Here is a 19,036-nt window from a genome sequence, read left to right as displayed (position 1 = left end):
GCTGCAATGAAGAAGACGATGTCGACCCGGCTGGCGGCCCTGCGCCGCTGGCTGCGGCCGCTGTGGCCGTGGCTGCGCTGGGGTACGGCGGCCCTGCTGGCACTGCTGCTGGTGCTGGATTTCGCCTTCCCGCCACCGCTGCCGAAGCAACGCGATACCAGCACCCTGGTGGTCGCCGCCGACGGCACGCCGTTGCGTGCGTTCGCCGATGCCGAGGGCGTGTGGCGCTATCCGGCATCGATCGACAGCGTCTCGCCGCTGTACCTGCAGGCGCTGCTGACCTACGAAGACCGCTGGTTCTGGCGCCATCCGGGCATCAACCCGCTGGCGATCCTGCGTGCCAGCGGCCAGCTGCTGCGCGGTGGTCGCATCGTTTCCGGCGGCTCGACCCTGACCATGCAGGTCGCGCGCATCCTCGACCCGCATACGCGCACGCCCTGGGGAAAGCTCAAGCAGATGCTGCGCGCGGTGCAGCTGGAAGTTCACCTGAGCAAGCGGCAGATCCTGGCCCTGTATCTGGAGCGCGCGCCCTACGGTGGCACCATCGAGGGCGTGGAAGCGGCCAGCTGGGCCTATCTGGGCAAGCCGGCGGCGCAGCTGTCACATGCCGAGGCCGCGTTGCTGGCGGTACTGCCACAGGCACCAAGCCGGCTGCGCCCGGACCGCCACCCGGAAGCCGCGCAGAAGGCGCGGGACAAGGTGCTGTCACGCATGGCCGAACTGGGCGCGTGGACGCCGGAAGAAGTGCAGGACGCGCGTATCGAGAACGTAGTGGCGCGCTCGTTGCGGCCGCCGCTGCATGCCGCATTGCTTGCGCAGCGACTGCATTCGGCGCATCCAGGACAGGCGCGCATCCAGAGCAGCATCGACATCGGCCTGCAGCGCACGCTGGAAGAGCGCGTGGCCAGCTATTTCTCGACGCTGCCCGAGCGTACTTCGGCGGCCTTGCTGGTGGTCGACAACCAGACCCTGCAGGCGCGTGCCTACGTCGGTACGTTGTCCTTTGGTGACCGCCAGCGGCTCGGCCACGTCGACATGGTGCAGGCCTGGCGCTCGCCGGGCTCCACGCTCAAGCCGTTCCTGTATGCGATGGCGCTGGACGATGGCTTGATCCATTCGGAAAGCCTGCTGGTCGATGCGCCACAGAGTTTCGGCAGCTACCGGCCCGGCAATTTCGACATGGCCTTCAATGGGCCGATCGGCGCGTCCAGCGCATTGCGCCTGTCGCTCAACGTGCCCTCGGTGGACCTGCTGCAGCGGGTCGGGGCCGCGCGCTTTGCTGCACGGCTTTCGCACTCCGGCATCCAGCTGCGCTTCCCGCCGGGCAGCACGCCCAACCTGTCACTGATTCTGGGCGGCACCGGCGCGCGGCTGGAAGATCTGGTCGGCGCGTTCGCGGCGCTGAACCGCAACGGCATTGCCGGACGCGTGCGCTACACCGATGACGAACCGATGATCGAGCGGCGCCTGGCGTCGCCGGGCGCCAGCTGGATCGTGCGCGAGATGCTGGAATCGAACCCACGACCGGGCTACAGCGTCGGTACCTTCGATATCGGTGGCCGCCCGCGCGTGGCCTGGAAGACCGGTACCAGCTATGGCTATCGCGATGCGTGGGCGATTGGCAGCACCCGCCACTACACGGTAGGCGTGTGGGTGGGCCGACCGGACGGCACGCCGTTGCCGGGCCAGTACGGTGCGGTCACTGCACTGCCGCTGATGTTCGAAGTGGTCGACAGCCTGCCGCGCCAGCGTGGCGATTCCGCTGCTGCGCCGATGCCGACCAGTGTCAGCCAGGAAGACATCTGCTGGCCGACCGGCGAACGTGCCGAGGGGCTGCCCGCGGCACTGTGCCAGCGGCGGATGTCGGCCTACCTGCTGGACGGCGCAGCACCACCGACCTTCCCCGAGCGCGAGGCGCGGCGCTGGCAGCCGGGCCGGCAGCGTTACCTGGCCGATGCGCGGACCGGTCTGCGTGTATCTGCTGATTGCCGTTTGCCGCATGAGGAAGTCGCGCGTGAGATCGCGCGCTGGCCGGCGCTGTTGTCGCCATGGTTACCCAAGGCCACGCGCGAGGCCTCGCAGTTGCCAGCGCTGTCACCGGATTGCCGCGAAGACGGACGCGATGCCAGCGTGGCGCTGCACATCGACGGTCTCAACAACGGCGCTACCCTGGCGCGCGCACCCAATGCCGAACATGGCGTGCGCCTGCAACTGCGCGCGCTGGGCAGCGAGCAGGCAGTGGACTGGTTGCTGGATGGACGCTGGATCGCGCAGACCCATGGCGCGCAGTTGATGCAGCGCGAATTCGCCGAGCCGGGCGCACACACCCTGACCGCGCTGGCGGCCGATGGCGCGTGGACGCAGGTGCGGTTCAACGTTCTCAGGTAGATGCCGACCTTGGTCGGCACTCGGTCCAGCGCCAACAACACCTTTGTGCTCTGGTAGGTGCCAACCTTGGTTGGCACGCGGCGAAGCGCCCACCAAGGTGGGCATCTACCGGATCATTCCCCGATCCACCCATCCAGCAGGTCGGCGAATTCGTCGGCGTGTTCCTCTTCCTGCGCGAGGATCTCTTCAAGGACGCGCTTGGTGGTGGTATCGCGGTCGCCGATGAAGTTGATCATCTCGCGGTAGCTGTCGATGGCGATGCGTTCGGCCACCAGATTCTCGCGGACCATGTCGCGCAGGTCGCTGCCTTCCTTGTACTCGGCATGCGAGCGCGCGGTCAGCGTGTCGGGGTTGAAGTCCGGCTCGCCGCCGAGCTGGACGATGCGCTCGGCCAGCTTGCCGGCGTGCGCCTGTTCCTGCTGTGCATGCTCGAGGAATTCGGCTTTCACCGCGTCGGCCAACATGCCCTTGGCCATGAAGTAGTGCCGGTAGTAGCGTAGCACGCATACGTACTCGGTGGCCAGTGCATCGTTGAGCAGCTTGATCACGACCTTGCGGTCGGCGCTGTAGCTGTCGGTGATCGCCCCGTCTTCGATGTTGCGCCGCGCGCGTTCGCGCAGGGTCTTGCGGTCACTGATGCCGGGCATCTTTGCGGCAGGCTTTGCGGCTTTGGCTGGCTTGGTGGACATGGCTGGCCGTTTCCTCTTGCGGTGAAAGATCAGGTTGGCAGATGCTCCAGCACGTACTCGGCCGAAGACACCTCGAACTGGCCGGGCTGCTCGATCCAGGCCGCGCGCACCACGCCGTCGACCACGTACAGGGCAAAGCGGCGCGAACGGATGCCCATGCCCGAGGCGCTGGCATCGAGTTCCAGGCCGAGCGCGCGGGTCAGTTCGGCGTTGCCGTCGGACAGCATCATCAGGCCGGCGGGCACGTCCTGTTCGGCCGCCCAAGCCTTCATCACGAACGGGTCGTTGACTGCCACGCAGTAGACGTCGATACCGCGCTGACGGAACGCCTCGAACTTTTCGACGTAGCCGGGCAGGTGGCGCGCCGAGCAGGTCGGGGTGAACGCGCCGGGCACGGCGAACAGCACCACCTTGCGCGCGTCGAACAGCGAATGCGTATCGAGCGTTTCGATGCCCTCGCGGATGCGCTTGAGGGTCACTTCCGGAATGCGGTCGCCGACATGGATGGTCATGGGGAACTCCTTGCTGGGGCAGGCTAGTGGGCCGGATGGGACAGGGGCGTCAAGACATTGGAAAACCCGTGTGCAGGCCCCATCTTCAGGCTTTGCGGCAGGGGCTTCCAGCCACAGCGTGGCGCATGGGGATGGCAGCCGCATTGCGCAGGATCAGTCGGCCTCACCGGGGCCGCACGAGGGGCGGCGTAGCATCGCCGGCGCGTAGAATGAACCCGGGGCGGCGCCACCGGCGCGGCCGAAGCAGATCGAGGTAGCTGGATGGAATTCAAGGATTACTACGCCACCCTGGGGGTGGAACCGAGCGCGGGCGAGGCGGAAATCAAGACCGCCTACCGCCGGCTGGCACGCAAGTACCACCCGGACGTCAGCAAGGAGGCCGGGGCCGAAGACAAGTTCAAGGCGGTCAACGAGGCCTACGAGGCGCTGCGTGACCCGGAGAAGCGCGCGGCCTACGACCAGCTGCGCGCACAGGGCTATCGCCCGGGCGAGGAATTCAACGTACCGCCGAACTACGGTGGTGCCGGTGGCTTCAACTTCGAGGAAGTGTTCGGCGGTGGCGGCCCCAATGGCGGCTTCAGTGACTTCTTCGAGAGCCTGTTCGCGCGCCAGCGTGGCGGTGCCGGTCCGGGGCCGGGTTTCAGCAGCCAGGGCCATGCGCCCAACCGTGATACCCGCGCCAAGCTGTCGGTGCCGCTGGAAGCGGCCTACAGCGGCGACAGCCTGCGCATCACGGTCAACGGCAAGCAGCTGGATGTACGCGTGCCCAAGGGTATCCGCCCGGGCCAGGTGATCCGGCTGGCCGGGCAGGGCAACCATGGCGGCAACCTGCTGCTGGAAGTGGAATATGCCGCCCACCCACAGTTCGAGGTCGATGGCCGCAACATCCTCTATACGCTGCCGGTGACCCCGTGGCAGGCCGCGCTGGGTACCAGCATCAGCGTGCCGACCCTGGGTGGAGCGGTGGAATTGAAGATTCCGGCCGATTCCGATGCCGGCCGCAAGCTGCGCCTGCGTGGCCGCGGCCTGCCGGGCAATCCGGAGGGCGACCAGATCGTCGAGATCGAGATCGTGGCCCCGGCCGCGACCGACGAGGCGCAGAAGAAGGCCTACCGGAATCTGGCCAAGGCCTTCGGCGAGACCATTTGAAGGTAGTGCCGGCCGCTGGCCGGCAACTTCATTGCCCGGGACGGTGATGCGTGGTTGCCGGCCAGCGGCCGGCACTACCGCGCGTGTCTCAGCCCTGCCCGGCGAACACCCGCTCCAGCACCTCGGACAGCTCGTCTTCCGAGAACGGCTTGGTGATGTAGGCCTTGGCACCCTGGCGCATGCCCCACATGCGGTCGGTGTCCTGGTCCTTGGTGGTCACCAGGATCACCGGGATGTGCCGGGTCGCCTCGTCGCGGGCAAGCGTGCGGGTGGCCTGGAAGCCATTGAGGTTGGGCATCACCACGTCCATCAGGACCAGGTCGGGCAGCTCGGCCTTGGCGGTTTCGACCCCGGCGGCGCCATCGGTGGCGGTCAGGATCTGGTGCCCGAGCTTCTCGACGATGCGCTGTATCCCCAACAGCTGCGACGGTGAGTCGTCGACGATCAGAATGCGTGCCATGTTGTTCCCCATGTAATGCCCGCAGTGTAGTGCGGGCTCATTACCGGTGGGAGGGCCGCATCTGCCGTCCGTCGCCTGCCTGCAACGTTCAGTCGATCCGCACCACGGTGCGGCCCAGCGAACCGCCGGCCAGCATCCGCTCGAACACCGCCGGCAGGCCGTCCAGGCCGACTTCGGCGGTACAGATGCGGTCCAGGTGTTGCGGCTTCCACTCATTGCCCAGCCGCGCCCACACGGCTTCGCGCAGCCCGCGCGGTGCATTGGCCGAGGACACGCCCAGCAGTGACACGCCGCGCAGGATGAACGGCATCACCGTCATGTCCAGTTTCGGGCTCGCAGCGAGGCCGGCGCTGACCACGCTGCCATAGGGCACGGTCTGCGCCAGCAGGCTGGCCAGCATGTCGCCTCCGGCATTGTCGAGGCCCCCGCCGAAGCGGGCCGACTGCAGTGGGCCGGTATCGGCCAACGCCGAGCGTGGCAGCACCTCGGCGGCGCCGATGCCGCGCAGGAAGTCCGACTGCTCAGGCTTGCCGCTGACCGCGTGCACCGTGTAGCCGGCACGGCTGAAGATGGACAGCGCCAACGCGCCCACACCGCCGCTGGCGCCGGTGACCGCCAGCGGGCCGAGCTCCGGGGTCTGCCGGTTGTCCTGCAGGCGCAGCAGGGCCAACGCTGCCGTGAAGCCGGCGGTGCCCAGCACCATCGCCTCGCGCGGGCTCAGCCCGGCCGGCTGCGCGATCACCGCGCTCGATTGCAGCCGCACGTACTGGCTGTAGCCCCCATCCCGGGTTTCGCTGAGGCCGCAGCCGGTGGCCAGTACCGCATCGCCTTCACGCCAGGCCGGGTCGGTGGATGCCACCACGGTGCCGGCCACATCGATCCCGCCGACCAGCGGGAAGCGGCGCAGGATCCTGCCCTTGCCGGTGCCCGCCAGCGCGTCCTTGTAGTTGACCGAAGACCACTGGGCGCGGATCAGCACCTGGCCGGGGTTGAGGTCGTCGACAGTGATGTGGGCCAGGCCGGCGCGGTAACCGGCATCGTCATTTTCGATGCGGAAGGCGGTAAACGGGGTGGTGGGGGCCATCGGCGCTGCCTGACTTCGAGGAAAACGCCACCTTACCCCGTCGAGCCCCTTTCAATCCTGCCGGTCCGCCCCATCTTGTATGATCGGTAATGGTTTCACGGCTGGCGTTGCGGGAAGGGCCCGCGCCGCAGCCCAAATCTTGATGGAGCGTGCATGGCCTGGAATACACCCGGCGGCAACAAGGGCGGACAAGGCCCCGAGGACAAGCGACGTGGGCCTTTCGGCACGCGCGGCGGTGGCAATGGCGGTGGCTGGGGCGGACTGCCCGGGCCGCTGAAGGATCTGTTCGACGGTGGCATCCTGCGTTGGGTGGCGGCAGCGGTGGTGTTGCTGGTGCTGTTCTCCAGCTTCCAGCTGATCGGCGAACAACAGCGTGGCGTGGTGCTGCGCTTCGGCCAGTTCTCGCGCATCCTCACCCCTGGTCCGAACTTCAAGTTGCCGTGGCCGATCGAATCGGTCACCAAGGTCAACGCCACCGAGATCAAGACGTTCTCGATCCAGGTGCCGGTGCTGACCCGCGACGAGAACATCGTCAACGTCTCGCTGAACGTCCAGTACCGCATCGACGACCCGCAGCAGTACCTGTTCGGCACGGTTGATGCCAACCAGGTGCTGGAGCAGTCGGCGCAGAGCGCGGTGCGCGAGGAAGTCGGCCGTGCCGACCTCAACGCGGTACTGAACAACCGTGGCCCGCTGGCCGTGGCCGCCGAGGAGCGCCTGCAGGCGCTGCTGAAGGCGTTCAAGACCGGCCTGACCGTGACCGGCCTGACCCTGCAGGACGCCCGTCCGCCGGAGGAAGTGAAGCCGGCCTTCGACGAGGTCAACGGTGCCCAGCAGGTCAAGGAACGCCTGATCAACGAAGCCCAGGCCTATGCCGCCAAGGTCGTGCCGGAAGCCCGAGGCCAGGCCTCGCGTGCCCGTACCACCGCCGAAGGCTACAAGCAGGCCGTGGTGTCCAAGGCCGAGGGTGACGCGCAGCGCTTCAGCCTGCTGCAGGCCCAGTACAAGGACGCCCCGGAAGTGACCCGCAAGCGCCTGTGGCTGGAGACCGTGCAGCAGGTGTTGAGCGAGAACCGCAAGGTGATCGGTGGCGATGGTCGCCAGCTGATCTATGTGCCGATGACCGGCGATACCCGTCCCACTACCTCGGCCCCGCCGGGGGTGACCAATCCGGAGGTGGTGATGCCGTCGCTGCCGGGTGCAGCGGTGGAAGCTTCCCGTGATCCGGGCCGGCCGGTGGGCCGCCCGACCGGGCGACCGAGCGGCCGTGAGGAGGGCAGCCGATGAAGAGTCCTATCTGGATCGCCGTGATCGTGGCGGTGGTGCTGGGCCTGCTCGGCTCGGTGTACGTGGTCCGTGAGGACCAGACCGCCATGGTCCTGAACCTGGGCAAGGTGGTGCGTTCGGACATCAAGCCGGGCCTGCACTTCAAGGTGCCGGTGGTGGAAACGGTGAAGGTCTTCGACCGCCGCTTCCAGGTGCTCGACACCGCCCCGGCGCGCTACTTCACCGCCGAGCAGAAGGACGTCAGCGTCGACTTCTTCGCCATCGGCTACATCTCCAACGTGGGTGACTACTTCCGTGCCACCGGTGGCGATCCGCGCGTGGCCAACGCCCGCCTGGCCCCGATCATCACCGACTCGCTGCGCAACCAGATCAACTCGCGCACCCTGCAGCAGCTGGTCTCCGGCGACCGCAGCGAGCTGATCGCCGAGCAGCTGAAGGGGATCAACGAGGCCGTGGCCGGGCTGGGCATGCAGATGATCGACCTGCGCATCAAGCAGGTGGACCTGCCGACCGACAGCCAGGTGATCAACGACGTGTACGAGCGCATGCGCGCCCAGCGCAAGCAGGAAGCCGCCAAGCTGCGCGCGGAGGGCGAGGAGCAGTCGCTGACCATCCGCGCCCAGGCCGACCGTGACAGCACCGTGCTGATCGCCGAAGCCGAGCGTGATGCGCAGCGCCTGCGCGGTGAAGGCGATGCCGATGCGGCCCGGATCTATGGCAAGGCCGGCTCGGCCGATCCGTCGTTCTATGCGTTCTACCGCAGCCTGGAGGCCTACCGTGGCTCCATGACCGACGGCAACGGCGTGATCGTGCTGGACAAGAACGACCCGTTCCTGCAGTACCTGAAGAACGACCGCTGAGGTCGCAGGGCAGTACCCCACGGGGCCCGGCCAGATGCCGGGCCCCGTGCTTTTTCTGGAGTCCCCCATGAAAGATCTGTTCGCCGCTGTCTGCCTGGTGGCGGTGCTGGAAGGCCTGTTCCTGTTCGTCGCACCGTTTGCCTGGAAGCGCATGGCCGAGCGCCTGCTTGACCTGCCCAGCCCGGCCCTGCGCAGCTTCGGCGGGCTGGTGCTGCTGGCCGGCCTGAGCCTGCTGTGGTGGGCGCGTCATTGAAAGGGTAGTGCCGGCCGCTGGCCGGCAACCTGGGATTGCCGGCCAGCGGCCGGCACTACCGGGAGGCGTCTGACTGGCCGGCACATGCGTGGCCCGGCTCTGGTAGATGCCAACCTTGGTTGGCATTGCCGGCCAGCGGCCGGCACCACCGGGCGGGGCGCCTGACCGGCCGGTGAAGCCGCCCGTCGGAAAGGTGGCACCGGACCCCGGAAACCCGGATAATGCACAAAAGCCGGACGGGCCTCCCCGTTCGGCTTTTTCTGTGTCTGGGCCTTCCATCGCCGGCTGCTCCCCGTTTGGAGCCGCCATCCAGGTGCTGGGCAGCCCCGCCACGGTTTACCCGTCCGCGGCCCCGATGGCCGCTACAAAATCGAGGAGCCCGTCATGGGTCAGTCTGTCGTAGTGTTGGGTGCCCAGTGGGGCGATGAAGGCAAGGGCAAGATCGTCGATCTGCTCACTGAGGAAATCGGCGCCGTCGTGCGCTTCCAGGGCGGCCACAACGCCGGCCACACTCTGGTCATCAACGGCAAGAAGACCGTCCTGCACCTGATCCCGTCGGGCATCCTGCGTGACGATGCGCTGTGCCTGATCGGCAACGGCGTGGTGATCTCGCCGGCCGCGCTGCAGAAGGAAATCGCCGAGCTGGAAACCTCCGGCGTGGAAGTGCGTTCGCGCCTGAAGATCTCGCCGGCCGCGCCGCTGATCATGCCGTACCACATCGCCCTGGACCAGGCGCGCGAACGCGCTGCCGGTGGCAAGGCGATCGGCACCACCGGTCGCGGCATCGGCCCGGCCTACGAAGACAAGGTGGCGCGCCGCGGTATCCGTATCGCCGACCTGCACTACCCGAAGCAGCTGGAAGAGCTCCTGCGCACCGCGCTGGACTACCACAACTTCGTGCTCACCAATTACCTGAAGACCGACGCCGTCGATTTCCAGAAGACCTTCGATGAAGCACTGGCCTTCGGGGAGTACGTGCAGCCGATGAAGTCCGACGTGGCCGGCATCCTGCACGACCTGCGCAAGCAGGGTAAGCGCGTGCTGTTCGAAGGCGCGCAGGGCGCACTGCTGGACATCGACCACGGCACCTACCCGTACGTCACCAGCTCCAACACCACCGTGGGTGGTGCGCTGGCCGGTGCCGGCGTGGGCGCAGATTCGATCGACTACGTGTTGGGCATCGCCAAGGCCTACGCCACCCGCGTTGGCGGTGGTCCGTTCCCGACCGAGCTGGACGACGAAATCGGCCAGGGCATCCGTGACCGCGGTGCCGAGTACGGTGCCTCGACCGGTCGCCCGCGTCGCTGCGGCTGGATGGACATCGTCGCGCTGAAGCGCGCCGTGGCTATCAACGGCATCAGCGGCCTGTGCATCACCAAGCTGGACGTGCTGGATGGCATGGAAAAGCTGAAGGTCTGCATCGCGTACGAATACAACGGCAAGCGCACCGAGTACGCGCCGCTGGACGCGCAGGGCTGGGAAGAGTGCACCCCCGTGTACCTGGAGTTCCCAGGCTGGAGCGAGAACACCCACGGCATCACCAACTGGGACGACCTGCCGCCGGCCGCACGTGCCTACCTGCGTTCGCTGGAAGAGCTGGCCGGCTGCCCGATCAGCATCGTCTCCACCGGCCCGGACCGCGACCACACCATGGTCCTGCAGGATCCGTTCGCCTGAGTGATGCGGCGGTGCCAGGCTCTGCCTGGCAACGCTGCCGCACTGGTAGCGCCGGGCCATGCCCGGCGTCGCTGAAAGAAGAAGCCCCGCCAACGCGGGGCTTTTTCGTTAGTGTGTCGGCACAGCCAGCGAGAAGCAGAGCGATAACCAGGATGTCAGCGTGAAGGGCGAGACAGTAGTGCGGATCACCCTGTGGGTGCTGTGGAGCCTGTGGGGCATCGCCTGCATGGTGCTGGCGCTGGGCGCCATCGCCAACCACATGGCCTCACGCACGCAGGTCCTGCCTCTGGTGCTGAACCCGGGTACTACGTCCGAGATCAAGGTCTACCGTTTCATTGATGACCAACTGAGGCTGCGCCTGCGTTATGCGGATGACGGTACTGCTACGGTGATCGATCCTGAGGTACTCCTGCGCGCGGAAACCCCGACAGATCAGACCGACTTCCGCGCCGACACGCGTTCGGGTGCGCCGGGCTCCGGCATCACCCGCGCGCTGGAATCGGTTGAGCCTGCTGGATTTGCCGCCTCGTACTTCGGCTATGGCCGAGGGGATGCGCTGCCGCGCGGCCGTTCCTGGCTGCGGCTGACTGTGCTGGAGGTCGACCCGGCGCTGGCCGGTCGCGCGGCCTCGGTGGAACTGCTGCCGCCGATGGACGTGCTGAAGCTGACCGACCTGGACTATGTGTGGCTGTGGCCGTTCTTTTTCTGGAAGGTGGCCGCGCTGTTCCTGCTGATTCCGGGGGCTGCCTTGGCGGTATTCACCATCAGCTTGCGGCGTTGGCAGCGTCGGGCATCGAAGCAGCCGATTTCAGTAGCGGATACGGATTGATCGATTCGCCCTTCCACCACTGCTTCTCCGGGCCCAACACGTGCATTTCGAAGTGCAGGTGCGGAGCCTCGGCATTGGCGTTGCCGGTGCTGCCGACGTAGCCGATCACCTCACCGCGCTTGATGATCTGCTTTTCGGCCAGGCCATCGGCATAGCGCTGCAGATGCGCGTAGTAGTAGCACCAGCGCCCGCTGGGCTCGAACTGGTAAATCGTCAAGCCACCGCGCTCGCTGTCGAACAGCTTTTCCACCGTGCCATCGGCCACCGCGATTACCGGCGTACCGGCATCGGCCATGATGTCGATGGCATCGTGCACGCGGCCCTCGCTGCGTGCATCGGTGAACGTGTCGCGCAGCTGGGAGGCTGGGATGCCCTGCACGGGCAGCACCAGCCCGGACGGTACTTCCGCAGTCTGCGTGGCCGACGGCGCGGTGGCGGCGGGTGGGGCTGTTGCGCGAGGCGCTACTGGTTCCTTCACCGTCGCAGCGGCCCCCGGCGGTGCTTCCGGAAGCGAGGCGGCTACCGGCCCACTCGCATCGCGGTGCAACCACCAGCCTGCACCCAATCCCAACAGAACACCCAGCACGATCAGCTGCGAAAGACGCATCGGCTCACTCCTGCATCACCACGGGTACCGAGGTATCGACTGCATCGGCCACGCGCACTGCATCCCAGTTGGTCATGCGCACACAGCCATGCGATTCGGTCTTGCCCACATGGCCGGGTTCGGGCGTGCCATGCAGGCCGTAATGCGGCTTGGACAGATCGATCCAGACCCGCCCGACCGGATTGTTCGGACCCGGTGGCAGGGTGGCCTTCTTTTCGCCCTTGCGGGCATCCCAGAACAGCTTCGGGTTGTAGTGGAACGGCGGATCCCGGTACATGCCCAGAATCTTCCATTCGCCGATCGGCAACGGGTCGTGCTGGCTGCCGGACGACACCGGCACCTGTGCAATCACCTTGCCCTGCGCATCGAGCAACTGCAGCGTGGAGTCGGATTTGTCGACCACGATCTTCGCCGCCTTCGGCAATGACGCCGGGGCGATGTTGGGTACCTGGATGCGGCTGCCTGCCTTGGCCAGATCTATGCCCGGATTGAGCGCCTTCAGCAGCTCAGGGGAGGAGTGGAAACGTTCGCCCAGGGCTTCTTCCACACTGCCGTAGCCCAGCGATTTGAGCTTGGCCTGGGCGGCGGGTCCTTTCGGTATGGGCTGGAACGGGCCGGCGACATCCTCAGCAGTCAGCGTGTAGCTGACCAGCGGCGCGATCGTATCGGCCTGCAGAGCTTTCCAGGTAGCGTCATCCAGTTCACCGGTTACGGTCAGCCCATGCGCCGCCTGAAAACCCGACACCGCGCGTCGCTGGTTGCTGCCCACTTCGCCATCGATCTGGCCAGGGGAGAAATTCGCGCGATCCAGCAGCACCTGGGCGTGCAGGGCGGAGCGCGGGGCCACATCCGGCCCGGCTTTCTCGGCAATGGGGGCGGGTAGTTCGGGCGGCGGCGCCTGCGCGAAGGCTGGCGACGCCAGCAGCGAGAGAGCGAGCAGGGTGGATCGGGACACGAGCAAGGGCATTGGGATCTCCAGCAGGTCACGCCACCACCTTGCCCGCAGCAGCCGCCGAGCCACCGTGAAAGGGATCTGATGCCCGCATGAGTAGCCATGGGTATTGCAGCTGTGTCCAGCGCGCAGGTGCTGCTGCGCCGGGGGCTCACCAAGGTGAACGGTGGCCGACGCCGTCGACGGACGGCGATCAAGATTGCCTGCCGGGCCGCCGATAAGGGCACATCCCCCCGTTTTGGATACCCCCATGAACTACTTGAGGAACGTCAGGGTTGCCTGGCGTCTTGGGCTGGGCTTTGGCCTGTTGCTGCTGCTGGTTGCCGCCGTGGTGGCCACCGGCGCCACCGCCAGTGTCGTGCAGAAGCGCGCGATGCAGCAGGTGGTCGACGTCAGCGTGGCCAAGGTGCGCCTGTTGTCGCAGATGCTCGATGCCAATAACCAGATGATGGTGGTGCGCCGCGAGATGCTGATCCGCCAGGGTGAAGACCGTGGCCACGACGAGCAGCGCATCGCTGATCTGGTGAAGCGCTACGAGGCCAGCTGGACCGCCTACCAGGCGCTGCCCAGCGACGCCGACGGCAAGGCCATTGCCGAAACCATCGCCGCCAAGCGTGCCATTGCGCGCCCGCTCAACAAGCAGACCAGCGAACTGATGGAGCAGGGTGACTACCCGGGCGCCGTGGCGCTGACCCTGGGCCCGGTGCAGGAAGCGGCCAATGGCTGGAACAAGGCGCTGTCCGATGGCGTGGACTTTGAGGAGAAGGAAAGCCGTGATGCCGCCGCCGAGGCAATCCGCCTGGGCGAGCGCAGCCTGCTGCAGCTGCTGGTGCTGGGCGGCGTCGCGCTGTTGGTGGGCATCGGTGCCTCGGTGATGATCGGCCGCAGCTTGACCGGTCCGCTGGCCCGCGCGGTGAACCTGGCCGAGCGTCTGTCCAAGGGACAGCTGGACCAGGAGTTCCGCCTTGGTGGCCGCGATGAACTGACTCAGCTGGGTGAAGCCATGGCCAGCGTGCGCCAGAGCGTGCAGGCGGCGATCGGCGCACAGCTGCAGATGGCCGAGCAGCACGAGGCCGGTGCGATCCGCTATCGCATGGACGCCAGCGCCTTCCCCGGTGACTTCGGCCGCATGGTGCAGGCCACCAACAGTCTGGTCGAATCGCACGTGCAGGTGGAGCTGCTGATGGCCGAGGTGATGCAGCGCTACGCCATCGGCGACCTCAGCCGCGACCTGCCGGATTACCCGGGCGAGAAGGGCACGCTGACCCGTACACTGGCCGCAGTGAAGCAGAGCCTGATGGTGATCAACGCGCAGATCGATGAGCTGGCTCGCGCCGCGCGCGCCGGTGATTTCAGCATGCGTGGCGACGCCGCTGCGTTCCAGTACCAGTTCAAGGCGATGGTCGAACATCTCAACGGCATGATGGCCAGTTCGCAGGCCAGCATCGCCGATGTCTCCGACGTGCTGCGCGCGATCTCGCACGGCGACCTGACCGCACGCATGGACGGCGAGTACGACGGAGTGTTCGCGCGCATGCGCGACGATGCCAACACCACCACCGCACAGCTGACCGGCATCGTGCAGGGCATCCAGGTGGCTGCCGACAGCATCAACAACGCGGCGCAGGAATTGGCCGCCGGCAACAACGACCTGTCGCGCCGCACCGAGCAGCAGGCAGCCAATCTGGAAGAGGCTGCTGCATCGATGGAGGAACTGACCTCCACCGTGCGCCAGAACGCCGAGCTGGCGCGTCAGGCCGACAGTGAAGCGCATGCCGCCGGTGCCGCCGTACGCGAGACCGAGCAGGCGATGGCGCAGATGGCATCGGTGATGGGCGAGATCGACCAGTCCTCGGCACGCATCTCGGAAATCTCCACGGTGATCGACGGCATCGCGTTCCAGACCAACATCCTGGCGCTGAATGCTGCAGTGGAAGCCGCGCGTGCAGGCGAGCAGGGCCGTGGTTTTGCCGTGGTTGCCAGCGAAGTGCGCACGCTCGCACAGCGTGCCGGTGTCGCCGCCAAGGAGATCAAGGAACTGATCGAAGACGCCGCTGCCAAGGTGAAGAGTGGCCTGGCAGTGACCGTTGAATCCGAAGCCGCGATCGCGCGCGTGGCACAGGCAAGTTCGCGAACCACCCAGCTGATGAGCGATATCGCTGCGGCCAGCAAGGAACAGGCCGCCGGTATCGAGCAGGTCAACCAGGTGGTGGTGCAGATGGACCAGGTGACCCAGCAGAACGCCGCGCTGGTGGAAGAAGCCACTGCCGCCAGCCGCGCACTGGAAGAACAGGCGCATGCACTGACCACGTCGGTGTCGGTGTTCAAGGTGGAAGGCGCAGCAGCTTCCGCCGTGACGCGTCGCGCAGCCTGAGCAGACTGCTGAACCCGTGACAGGAATACGGCCGCCCTGAGCGGCCGTATTCCCATTGCTTGCTCAGACAGGCCGACACACCGCCATCATTGTTCAAGAACACTGCCGAGCATGGCCCCCACCGCATACAGCACGACCAGGGTAGGGGGCATCACCAGCAGGTAGACGGTCGTCCAGGTCTTTCCGGATAGCCACCCACCCATGCCGATGACGTTGAGTGCTGCGGTCTGCAGCATCACCGGCAGCTGCATGAGGATGTAGGCGCTCTTGGGGTCGCTGTTGGCCTGGGCATCGAGCACCAGCCAAGTGGTCAACGCGAGATAGAGTGCGCATACGGCTAGGCCGGTCCAGCTGAGCCAGCGTGGCTTGCGCATGCCGCCTTCTCCGTTCCGTCGGGACTACCAGCGTAGCGCCGCGTGCGCCGCCGTGCACTTCCTTGGGCCGAGCCAATGAGTGAAGCTGCAGGCGGGGAGCCGTGCGAAGAAACCTGATGGGTGATCAACGTGATGAATGCCGTGATGCTGCCGGTCGTGATGCTGCCAGGACTGGATGGCACCGGCCTGCTGTCGGCGCACTTCGTAGAGGCGATGCAGGCGCGGGGCATGCAGATGCAGGTACTGCCGATGCCCGCGCAGGGGCCACAGGACTACACCACGTTGGCGTCGACTCTGCGCCCGCGGCTTCCTGCATCTCCCTTTGTGCTGTTGGCCGAATCGTTCGCCGGGCCACTGGCCATCGAACTGGCGGTGGCCGGGCAGCCTGGATTGCATGGGTTGGTACTGAGTACGACCTTCGCACGGCGGCCGGTACCGCTGCCAGCGGCGAGCGCACGGATACTGGCTCCGGCGTGGCCCTTGCCGCCGCTCGCATTGATGGCCCGGTTGTTGCTGGGGCAATGGCGGACGCGCGCGAACCTGCATGAGCTGCGCCTCGCAATCGCGCAGGTGCCGGCTGCAACCCTGCGCCAGCGTGCTGCGGCGACGCTGCAGGTGGACGTTCGTGCACTGCTGCCGGAACTCGTGTTGCCGACGCTGTGCCTGCATGCCCTGCAGGACCGCCTGCTGTGGCCGCCCAGCGTGGCCGAGCTGCAGGCCCTGTTGCCCGATGCCCGCCATGTGTCGTTGGAGGGGCCACATCTGCTGCTGCAGGCGCGCGCCGACGCAGCTGCAGCCGAAGTTGCCGCGTGGATGAGGACGCTGTCGCCCTGATCGAAGGGCTCAGCCGCGCGCGCGGGTACGTGCTGCTTTCTTCGCCGCCACCTTGCGCACGGTCTTCTTTGCCGCACGGGTCTTCGCTGCCTTCTTCGCGGCAGCACTACGCGAGGCAGGAGTGCTGGCCTTCTTGGCCACCGTCCTCTTTGTTGCCTTCTTCGCCGTTGTTTTCTTTGCAGCGGTCTTGATGGCGGCCCTTTTCGCCGGTGCCTTCTTCGCCACCTTGCGCCCACTACCACTGCGCTTGCCCCCACCGTCCTGCTTGTTCACGGTCGCCCACGCTATGCGCTCGGCCGTCCCCTCGCTGGCACCGCGCTTGCGCTCGCTGTCCTCGATGTGCTCGGCCTGGCGCTTCTGCTTTTCGGTGTAGGCGGACTTGTCACCGCGGGGCATGGCCGGTTCTCCGGTGGGGGCTTGCCCCCACGGTGGGCCTTGCGGCGTTAAGCGCAAGTCCCGCAAGGGTGATCGCACCGGCAAGGTGCCTCGGCTATGCTTGCCGCATGCGAGTCGAGCCCGCCGACATCGAAGCCCTGTTCGACGCCATCCCGGATGTGCTGTTCTTCATCAAGGACCGGCAGGGGCGTTACACCCACGTCAACCAGACCATGCTGCGGCGGCTGGGCCTGCGCGCGCGCAAGGACGTGATCGGGCGCACCGCGGCTGAGATCTACCCGACCGGCCTCAGTGCGGACTACGTCGACCAGGACGCCCGTGTGCTGTCCGGCGAGGTGATCGAGAACCTGATGGAGCTGCACCTGTTCGCCAACCGCGAACCGGGCTGGTGCCTGACCTGCAAGCGCCCGCTGGTGGTCGACGGGGCGATCGAGGGCCTGATCGGCATTTCCCGCGACCTTGGCCAGAAGGACAGCCTGGGCACGCAGTACGAGCAGCTGCGGCTGGCGCTGGCCCATCTCAACGCGCACTACGCCGAAAACGTGCGCATGCAGACCCTGCTGGACATCACCGGTTTCTCGCTGTCCAAGTTGGAGCGCAGCTTCCGCAAGGTGTTCCAGATGACCCCGCAGCAGGTGCTGACCCGGCTGCGGATCCAGATGGCCATGCACCTGCTGCACGGCGACGACAGCATCGCCTGCATCGGCCAGGCCTGCGGTTTCAGCGACCAGAGTGCCTTCACCCGCAAGTTCAAGGCTGAAACCGGTTTCTCGCCGCGTGCCTACCGCGCCCGTATTGGTGGCAGCGTCGGCGAGCCCGCACTGGCCTGAGCCGCCTGCTGCGCTGTGCCTATCCCCGCGGGCATGGGACAGGGTAAGGTGTCGCCCCTGTAGCCCGCCGCCAGCCCTGCCGATGCCCAACTCGATTCCGACCGCTTCGCCGTCCCGCCTCGGACATTCGCTCAAGCCCCGCCAGCTGATCATGATGGGCCTGGGCAGCGCCATCGGCGCCGGCCTGTTCCTCGGCTCGGGCGTAGGTGTGCAGGCGGCCGGCCCGGCGGTGCTGGTGTCGTATCTGGTCGCTGGTGCGCTGGTGATCATCGTGATGAACGCACTGGGCGAGATGGCGGCGGCCAAACCAACCAGTGGTGCGTTCTCGGTATATGCAGCCGACGCCATGGGCGCTACCGCCGGCGCCACCGTGGGCTGGCTGTGGTGGGTGCAGCTGGTGATCGTGATCGCCGCCGAAGCCGTCGGCGCGGCCGGGCTGCTGGCCTCGGTCTGGCCGGTGATACCGGTGCCGATGGCGGCGTTGGCCTTCATGCTGTTCTTCACCGCGATCAACCTGCTGGGAGTGAAGAACTTCGGCGAGTTCGAATTCTGGTTCGCCATCCTCAAGGTGGCGGCGATCCTGGCCTTCATCGCCATCGGCGTGGCGCTGCTGATGGGGTGGCTGCCGCAGGTGACCTCGCCGGGCCTGAGCAACTTCACCGAACACGGTGGCTTCGCCCCGAAGGGCCTGGCCGGGATCGGTGCGGCGTTGCTGGTTGTCGTTTTTGCCTTCGGTGGCACCGAGATCGTGGCCGTTGCGGCGGCCGAGACCGAAGATCCCGAGCGCAGCATTGCCCGTGCCATTCGTACCGTGGCCTGGCGCATCCTGGTGTTCTACATCGGCTCGCTGAGCGTGATCATCGCCGTGGTGCCGTGGACAAGCGAGGCGCTGAAGTCGCCGTTCGCTGCGGTGCTGGATATCGCCCGCATCCCGGGCGCGGGTACGGCCATCACCCTGATCGCGGTGATCGCGCTGTTGTCGGCGCTCAACGCCAACCTCTACGGCGCCTCGCGCATGATGTACTCGCTGGCGCAGCGCCGCGAAGCCCCGGCCGTGTTGGGCTGGACCGACCCGCGCCAGGTACCGGTGATCGCCGTGCTGGCCAGCGTGCTGTTCGGCTTTGCCGCCACGGTGATGGAGCTGCTGTTCCCGGACCGGGTACTGCCGGTGCTGCTGAACATCGTCGGTTCCACCTGTCTGCTGGTGTGGACGCTGTCGCTGGTTTCGCAGCTGGTGCTGCGCCGCCGTGCCGACCGACTGGGTACCCGCCTGCCGTTCCGCATGGCCGGATTCCCGTGGCTGACCGTCTGTGCGCTGGCGATCCTGGCACTGATCTTCGGCCTGCTGCTGAGCGAAGCGCATACGCGCCTGCAGTTCCTGTCGATGGTTGCGCTGACTGCCACCATCGCCGCCAGCAGCGCCATCGCCCGGCGTATGCGCGAGGCGTGATTGATGTCGCCGGGCATGGCCCGGCGCTACC

General features: G+C 66.9%; 19 protein-coding genes. 11 read left to right on the top strand and 8 right to left on the bottom strand.

Annotation, left to right across the window (positions count from 1 at the left end; all coding sequences use genetic code 11):
• Window positions 1-6 precede the first annotated feature (6 nt).
• Complete coding sequence (gene pbpC, locus AC0Z6F_RS14000) at window positions 7-2,388, top strand: penicillin-binding protein 1C (protein WP_100469279.1); 2,382 nt, start codon at window positions 7-9, stop codon at window positions 2,386-2,388.
• A gap of 113 nt (window positions 2,389-2,501) precedes the next feature.
• On the opposite strand, the gene AC0Z6F_RS13995 is transcribed toward pbpC, so the two are convergent.
• Both AC0Z6F_RS13995 and AC0Z6F_RS13990 read right to left on the bottom strand, forming a co-directional pair.
• Window positions 2,502-3,077, bottom strand: a complete 576-nt coding sequence (locus AC0Z6F_RS13995; protein WP_485617337.1) for a ferritin-like domain-containing protein — start codon at window positions 3,075-3,077, stop codon at window positions 2,502-2,504.
• Window positions 3,078-3,106: 29 nt separating this feature from the next.
• Window positions 3,107-3,589 carry a peroxiredoxin gene (locus AC0Z6F_RS13990; RefSeq protein ID WP_006383828.1) on the bottom strand — a complete coding sequence of 161 codons (483 nt, stop codon included), beginning with the start codon at window positions 3,587-3,589 and terminating at the stop codon, window positions 3,107-3,109.
• A gap of 261 nt (window positions 3,590-3,850) precedes the next feature.
• On the opposite strand from AC0Z6F_RS13990, the gene AC0Z6F_RS13985 reads away from it, so the two are divergent.
• Entirely contained in the window at window positions 3,851-4,738 is an 888-nt protein-coding gene (locus AC0Z6F_RS13985; RefSeq protein ID WP_197585419.1) for a DnaJ C-terminal domain-containing protein, read from the top strand.
• Window positions 4,739-4,826: 88 nt separating this feature from the next.
• Here the strand turns inward: AC0Z6F_RS13985 and pilH are convergent, their stop codons facing one another.
• Window positions 4,827-5,198 carry a twitching motility response regulator PilH gene (pilH, locus tag AC0Z6F_RS13980; RefSeq protein WP_005410644.1) on the bottom strand — a complete coding sequence of 124 codons (372 nt, stop codon included), beginning with the start codon at window positions 5,196-5,198 and terminating at the stop codon, window positions 4,827-4,829.
• Between the two features lie 88 nt (window positions 5,199-5,286).
• On the bottom strand, window positions 5,287-6,282 hold the full coding sequence (locus AC0Z6F_RS13975; protein ID WP_100435101.1) for a YhdH/YhfP family quinone oxidoreductase: 996 nt from the start codon (window positions 6,280-6,282) through the stop codon (window positions 5,287-5,289).
• A 153-nt stretch (window positions 6,283-6,435) separates the two neighbouring features.
• Here AC0Z6F_RS13975 and hflK point away from each other — a divergent pair, with 153 nt between their 5' ends.
• From hflK to AC0Z6F_RS13950, 5 genes are all read left to right on the top strand, one after another.
• On the top strand, window positions 6,436-7,569 hold the full coding sequence (gene hflK / locus AC0Z6F_RS13970; protein WP_006383788.1) for an FtsH protease activity modulator HflK: 1,134 nt from the start codon (window positions 6,436-6,438) through the stop codon (window positions 7,567-7,569).
• Window positions 7,566-8,429 carry a protease modulator HflC gene (gene hflC / locus AC0Z6F_RS13965; protein WP_006383787.1) on the top strand — a complete coding sequence of 288 codons (864 nt, stop codon included), beginning with the start codon at window positions 7,566-7,568 and terminating at the stop codon, window positions 8,427-8,429. The genes hflK and hflC overlap by 4 nt, the downstream gene beginning before the upstream one ends.
• A 67-nt stretch (window positions 8,430-8,496) precedes the next feature.
• Entirely contained in the window at window positions 8,497-8,682 is a 186-nt protein-coding gene (locus AC0Z6F_RS13960; RefSeq protein ID WP_005410640.1) for a DUF2065 domain-containing protein, read from the top strand.
• Between the two features lie 384 nt (window positions 8,683-9,066).
• Window positions 9,067-10,359 carry an adenylosuccinate synthase gene (locus AC0Z6F_RS13955; protein WP_485617331.1) on the top strand — a complete coding sequence of 431 codons (1,293 nt, stop codon included), beginning with the start codon at window positions 9,067-9,069 and terminating at the stop codon, window positions 10,357-10,359.
• Between the two features lie 160 nt (window positions 10,360-10,519).
• Window positions 10,520-11,188 (top strand): hypothetical protein, encoded by a 669-nt coding sequence (locus AC0Z6F_RS13950; protein WP_485617329.1) that lies wholly within the window; start codon window positions 10,520-10,522, stop codon window positions 11,186-11,188.
• Here AC0Z6F_RS13950 and AC0Z6F_RS13945 read toward each other — a convergent pair.
• Window positions 11,124-11,795, bottom strand: a complete 672-nt coding sequence (locus AC0Z6F_RS13945; RefSeq protein WP_485617328.1) for a M23 family metallopeptidase — start codon at window positions 11,793-11,795, stop codon at window positions 11,124-11,126. The genes AC0Z6F_RS13950 and AC0Z6F_RS13945 overlap by 65 nt on opposite strands.
• 4 nt (window positions 11,796-11,799) lie before the next feature.
• Complete coding sequence (locus AC0Z6F_RS13940; RefSeq protein ID WP_485617326.1) at window positions 11,800-12,762, bottom strand: L,D-transpeptidase family protein; 963 nt, start codon at window positions 12,760-12,762, stop codon at window positions 11,800-11,802.
• 235 nt (window positions 12,763-12,997) lie between these two features.
• On the opposite strand from AC0Z6F_RS13940, the gene AC0Z6F_RS13935 reads away from it, so the two are divergent.
• Window positions 12,998-15,121, top strand: coding sequence for a methyl-accepting chemotaxis protein (locus AC0Z6F_RS13935; protein WP_100435098.1), 2,124 nt, complete (start codon window positions 12,998-13,000; stop codon window positions 15,119-15,121).
• Between the two features lie 86 nt (window positions 15,122-15,207).
• On the opposite strand, the gene AC0Z6F_RS13930 is transcribed toward AC0Z6F_RS13935, so the two are convergent.
• Window positions 15,208-15,495: a hypothetical protein gene (locus tag AC0Z6F_RS13930; protein ID WP_153676015.1), complete on the bottom strand. Its 288-nt coding sequence runs from the start codon at window positions 15,493-15,495 to the stop codon at window positions 15,208-15,210.
• Window positions 15,496-15,627: 132 nt separating this feature from the next.
• On the opposite strand from AC0Z6F_RS13930, the gene AC0Z6F_RS13925 reads away from it, so the two are divergent.
• Window positions 15,628-16,329 carry an alpha/beta fold hydrolase gene (locus AC0Z6F_RS13925; protein ID WP_006383527.1) on the top strand — a complete coding sequence of 234 codons (702 nt, stop codon included), beginning with the start codon at window positions 15,628-15,630 and terminating at the stop codon, window positions 16,327-16,329.
• 9 nt (window positions 16,330-16,338) lie between these two features.
• Here AC0Z6F_RS13925 and AC0Z6F_RS13920 read toward each other — a convergent pair whose 3' ends face one another.
• Complete coding sequence (locus tag AC0Z6F_RS13920; RefSeq protein ID WP_485617323.1) at window positions 16,339-16,725, bottom strand: hypothetical protein; 387 nt, start codon at window positions 16,723-16,725, stop codon at window positions 16,339-16,341.
• Window positions 16,726-16,832: 107 nt separating this feature from the next.
• On the opposite strand from AC0Z6F_RS13920, the gene AC0Z6F_RS13915 reads away from it, so the two are divergent.
• Together AC0Z6F_RS13915 and AC0Z6F_RS13910 are read left to right on the top strand one after the other, a co-directional pair.
• Window positions 16,833-17,555, top strand: a complete 723-nt coding sequence (locus AC0Z6F_RS13915; RefSeq protein ID WP_012511827.1) for an AraC family transcriptional regulator — start codon at window positions 16,833-16,835, stop codon at window positions 17,553-17,555.
• 82 nt (window positions 17,556-17,637) lie between these two features.
• Window positions 17,638-19,005, top strand: coding sequence for an amino acid permease (locus AC0Z6F_RS13910; RefSeq protein ID WP_100435096.1), 1,368 nt, complete (start codon window positions 17,638-17,640; stop codon window positions 19,003-19,005).
• Window positions 19,006-19,036: the final 31 nt, after the last annotated feature.

Source organism: Stenotrophomonas sp. 1L-E-5-B-C3 (assembly GCF_057292075.1).
Note: the sequence above shows the minus strand (reverse complement) of the source record. Positions and strands in the feature narration are given on the sequence as shown.